This window comes from Thioalkalivibrio sp. (assembly GCF_041690275.1).
Taxonomy (GTDB): domain Bacteria; phylum Pseudomonadota; class Gammaproteobacteria; order Ectothiorhodospirales; family Ectothiorhodospiraceae; genus Thioalkalivibrio.
On record NZ_JAWLHP010000107.1, the window covers coordinates 1 to 4,791 of the forward strand.

At 67.9% G+C, this 4,791-nt stretch carries 3 protein-coding genes; all 3 read right to left on the reverse strand.

Going from position 1 to position 4,791, the window contains the following annotated elements:
• Positions 1 to 344 (reverse strand): type VII toxin-antitoxin system HepT family RNase toxin (gene hepT, locus ACESMN_RS13310; protein ID WP_373054091.1); only part of this gene is annotated, 344 nt, incomplete at its 3' end.
• The gene (gene mntA, locus ACESMN_RS13315) at positions 329 to 727 is read right to left on the reverse strand and encodes a type VII toxin-antitoxin system MntA family adenylyltransferase antitoxin (RefSeq protein WP_373054092.1); all 399 of its coding nucleotides are present in this window, start codon (positions 725 to 727) and stop codon (positions 329 to 331) included. The genes hepT and mntA, both read right to left, overlap by 16 nt.
• Positions 728 to 918: 191 nt before the next feature.
• Positions 919 to 4,761, reverse strand: a complete 3,843-nt coding sequence (locus ACESMN_RS13320) for a DUF3683 domain-containing protein (protein ID WP_373054093.1) — start codon at positions 4,759 to 4,761, stop codon at positions 919 to 921.
• Positions 4,762 to 4,791 lie beyond the last annotated feature (30 nt).

Below are 4,791 nucleotides of genomic sequence, written 5' to 3' on the forward strand. Positions count from 1 at the left end.
TGGACGATGTCCCAGTTGATGCGCTCGTAGTTGTGCACGGCGATGTTGCGGAAGCCGACGGCCTTCTTCAGTCGATCCGCGAGGGCGCCATCGATGATATTGCCCTCGGCGAGGCGGTCGAAGGTTTCGCCCATGGTGCCGGGCGGTGGCAGATCGAGTGACGTGATCAGGTGGGCCCCGATGTCGACGCATTGCTGGACAGCGCGGGAGAGGTTCAGGGCGATGATGTCCTGGCTATCCGGGTCCCGGGCAAGCGTGTCGGCATTCTCCGGGCAGCGTTCTGCGACGCGGTTTACACAATAGCGCAGGGTCTCGAGCTTCTGTTCGATTACGCGTCGATCCACGCTTGCCTCCTTTCGGCGAGGATGCGGTCGCGGTAGGGGAGGAAGTCCGCCTGTTCGATCAGGTGGCGGGTCAGAAAACGGGCGTGGGCTTCGTCGCTGCCAGTCACGCGGACGCCGGTGGTGAGGATCTGGCCGAGCAAGGGCTCGCCGGCTTGCGTGAGGTCCACCAGGTCCACTGGGCGGCCTGTGGCGGAGGCCAGTTCCTCGACGAGTGCAACACGCGCTTCGGTGGACAGGGGCGAGCCGGCGCTGACGGCGAGATCCACATCGCTGTGCCGCCGGGTGGCTTGCCGTGCAAGGGATCCAAAGAGGATCGCCAGTTCCAGCTCGGCGTGGTGCTGCAGAACCCTCCGAATGCGCGCGATTTCGATGCTTGTGTCCATGTCTGCAAGTCTAGCAGGTGCCGCGTGGAAACCCGTCTAGGAGGCCAGCCTCTGGCCGATGGGGTTTGTCGGGCGCTGGATCGGCGAGGGGCTCGCCTGCTATCGGGGACTTTGTAGGAGCGGCCTCTGGCCGCGATCGGCGTTGGGGATCGCGGCTGGAAGCCGCTCCTACAGGGGGGTTGGGGTTGGGGTTATAGGAGTACCTTCTCGATGCCCCCCGCGCGGGCCCTGGCCACGAAGCCCTGCTGCCAGTCGTCGCCCAGCAGGCGGTTGGCGAGTTCGACGACGATGTAGTCGGTGTCGAGGCCGGTGTCTTCGCGGTAGCGGGACAGGCCCTGCTGGCAGGCGGGGCAGCTGGTGAGGATCTTCACGTTGCCGTCCTTTGCGCGGTCTTCGCCGGTGAGTGCGCGGATGCCCTTGTGCAGCTCCTCCTGCTTGCGGAAGCGGACCTGGCTGGCGATGTCCGGGCGGCTGATCGCGAAGGTGCCGGCCTCGCCGCAGCAGCGGTCGGACTGCAGCACCGGCTGGCCGAGCAGGTCGTTCGCGACGTCCGTGGGGGCGTGGGTCTTCATCGGCGAGTGGCAGGGGTCGTGGTAGAGGTACTGCACGCCGGGCACGCCCTCGGTCTTCACCCCCTTCTCCATCAGGTATTCGTGGATGTCGAGCAGGCGGCAGCCGGGGAAGATGCGGTCGAATTCGTACTTCAGCATCTGGTCCATGCAGGTGCCGCAGGAGACGACCACGGTCTTGATGTCGAGGTAGTTCAGGGTGTTGGCCACGCGGTGGAACAGCACCCGGTTCTCGGTGGTGATCGCCTGGCCCTTCGCGTTGTCGCCGTTGCCGAGCTGCGGGTAGCCGCAGCAGAGGTAGCCGGGCGGCAGCACGGTCTGCGCGCCGACGTCGTAGAGCATCGCGAGCGTCGCGAGCCCCACCTGGCTGAACAGGCGCTCGGAGCCGCAGCCGGGGAAGTAGAAGACCGCCTCGGAGTCGATGTCGGTCTTGTCCGGGTCGCGCAGCACCGGGACGTAGCGGGCGTCCTCCAGGCCCAGCATCGCGCGCGTGGTCTGGGAGGGCAGGCCGGCGGGCATCGGCTTCTTCACGAAGTGGACCACCTGCGCGGGGAGCGTCATCTTGCCGGTGGTCGCGCCCGGCGGCTTCTGTCCGTTCAGCAGCTTCAGCCTGCGGAAGGTCGCGTGGCCGAGGCGCTGCGCCGCGTAGCCCCACTCGATCATGCCCTTGCGCATGGCCTTGATCGTGGTCGGGTCCTTCACGTTCAGGAAGGCCATCGACGCGGCGGTGGCCGGCTTGAACTGGCGCTGCCCGCGGTTCTTCAGGATCGCGCGCATGTGCATGGTCACGTCGCCGAAGTCGATGTCCACCGGGCACGGGCTCAGGCACTTGTGGCAGATCGTGCAGTGATCGGCGACGTCGTTCATCTCCTCGAAGTGCTGCAGCGACAGGCCGCGCCGGGTCTGCTCCTCGTACAGGAAGGCCTCGACGATCAGTCCGGTCGCCAGGATCTTGTTGCGCGGCGAGTACAGGAGGTTCGCGCGCGGCACGTGGGTGTTGCACACGGGCTTGCACTTGCCGCAGCGCAGGCAGTCCTTGATCTCGTCGTTAAGCGCGCCGAGTTCGCTCTCCTCAAGGATCAGCGCCTCCTGCTCGACCAGCCGCAGCGAGGGCGTGTAGGCGTTCGCGAGCCCGGAGCCGGGCAGCAGCTTGCCGGCGTTGAAGACACCGTCAGGATCGGCCTTCCGCTTGTACTCGGCGAAGGCCTCGATCCGCTCCGGCTCCAGGAACTGCATCTTGGTGATGCCGATCCCGTGCTCGCCCGAGATCACGCCGTCGAGATCGCGGGCGAGCTTCATCACCGCCTCGACCAGGCGCTCGGCCGCCTGCATCATCGGGTAGTCGTTCGAGTTCACCGGGATGTTGGTGTGCACGTTGCCGTCGCCGGCGTGCATGTGCAGCGCGATGAACAGGCGGCTGGTCAGGACCCGGTCGTGGATCGCGGTGATGCGCTTGCGTACCGATTCCAGCTGGTGCCCGTCGAAGATCTCGAACAGCGGCCGCTCGACCTCGCGCCGGTAGGAGATGCGCAGGCTGCGCCGCAGCAGCAGGTCGATCAGCCGGTCGCCGGGGCGCAGGTCGGCGCGGGCCCGGTCATCCAGCCACTGTTCGCAGTCCGTTGCGGCACTGAAGAAGTGTTCGTCGATCGCGGCCCAGCGCGCGCGCACCGCCTCCAGCACCTCGAGTGCCCGCTCGCGCTTGGCCTCGAACCACTGCTGGCCCTCGCTCCCCTGTTCGCCCAGCAGCTTGCGCAGTTCCGGGTGCTCGCCGCGCAGGCAGACGAGGATCTCGTCGACCATCGCGCGCTTGTTCTTCAATGACTCGCGCACGTTCAGGGTCTCGACCCCTTCGGTGTACTCCGCGAGGCGTTCCAGCGGGATCACCACGTCCTCGTTGATCTTGAAGGCGTTGGTGTGCGCGGCGATCGCGGCGGTGCGGGCGCGGTCGGCCCAGAAGCGCTTGCGGGCCTCGGGGCTCACCGCGATGAAGCCATCGCCGTTGCGGGCATTCGCGGAGCGCACCATCGCCGCCGCGCGCCGGGCCAGCGCCTCCTCGTCGTCGGAGACGATGTCGGCGATCAGCACCATCTTCGGGGCCTCGCCGCGCGCGCCCTTGGGGGTGTACTTCACCGCCTTCACGTAGCGCTCGTCGAGGTGTTCGAGGCCCGCGAGCAGTACGTCGGGGTCGGCGTCCGTGGCGTCCTTGATCTCGACGATCGCTGGCACCGCCTGGTGCAGATCGGATCCGTAGAACTCCAGGCAGACGGTGCGTACGAAGGCCGGCATCCGGTGCAGGATGAACTCGGCCGAGGTGATCAGACCGTCGCAGCCCTCCTTCTGGATGCCGGGGAGGCCCATCAGCGCCTTGTCCGTCACGTCCTTGCCGAGCCCGGCCTTGCGGAAGGCCGGGCCGGGCAGTTCCAGTTCCTCGGGTTCGCCGCGGGGGGTGCTGCCGTCGGGGCCGAAGCGGGTGATCCGGAAGCGGACCCGCTCGGCGTCGTGGATCCGGCCGAGGTTGTGGTCGAGCCGCTCCACCTGCAGCCAGTCCGCCTGCGGGGTGACCATGCGCCAGGAGGCGAGATTGTCGAGCGCGGTGCCCCAGAGTACGGCCTTCTTGCCGCCGGCGTTCATCGCGATGTTGCCGCCGATGGTGGAGGCGTCCTGCGAGGTGGGATCGACCGCGAAGACCAGACCGCTCTCGCCGGCGAGTTCGGAGACCCGGCGCGTGACCACGCCGGCCTCGACGCGCACCGTGGCGACGTCGCGGTCCACGCCCGGCAGTGGCTTGTGGACCACCTCGCCGATGCCCTCGAGCTTCTCGGTGTTGATCACCGCCGCCCGCGGCGTCAGCGGGACCGCGCTGCCGGTGTAGCCGGTGCCGCCGCCGCGCGGGATCACGGTCAGGCCCAGCTCGATGCAGGCCTCGACCAGCCGGCCCATCTCGGCCTCGGAATCCGGCGTGAGCACGACGAAGGGAAGCTCCACGCGCCAGTCGGTGGCGTCGGTCACGTGCGACACTCGGGCCAGGCCGCCGAATTCGATGTTGTGCTTGTGGGTGAGGCCGGACAGGCGCTTGCGCACGCGGCTGCGCAGCTTCGCGGTGTCGCGGAATTCCTCGGCGAAGGCGCGCACGGCGCCTTCGGCGTCCCGCGCCAGCTGCAGTGCCTTCTCGTTGCCGTCGGCACGCGCGACGATCTGCTCGATCCGGTGCTGCATGGCCTCGATCAGCGCCTCGCGGCGCTTTCTGTGGCCGAGCAGGTCATCCTGGATGTAGGGGTTGCGGGAGACCACCCAGAGATCGCCCAGCACCTCGAAGAGCATGCGCGCGGAGACGCCGGTGCGGCGCTCGCCGCGCAGTTCGTTCAGCAGGTCCCAGGTATCCGAGCCGAGGAAGCGGATCACGATCTCGCGATCGGAGAAGGAGGTGTAGTTGTAGGGAATCTCGCGGATGCGCTCGGCGGTCATATGACAGGGGGCCTTGGTGCGAAGTAGGCG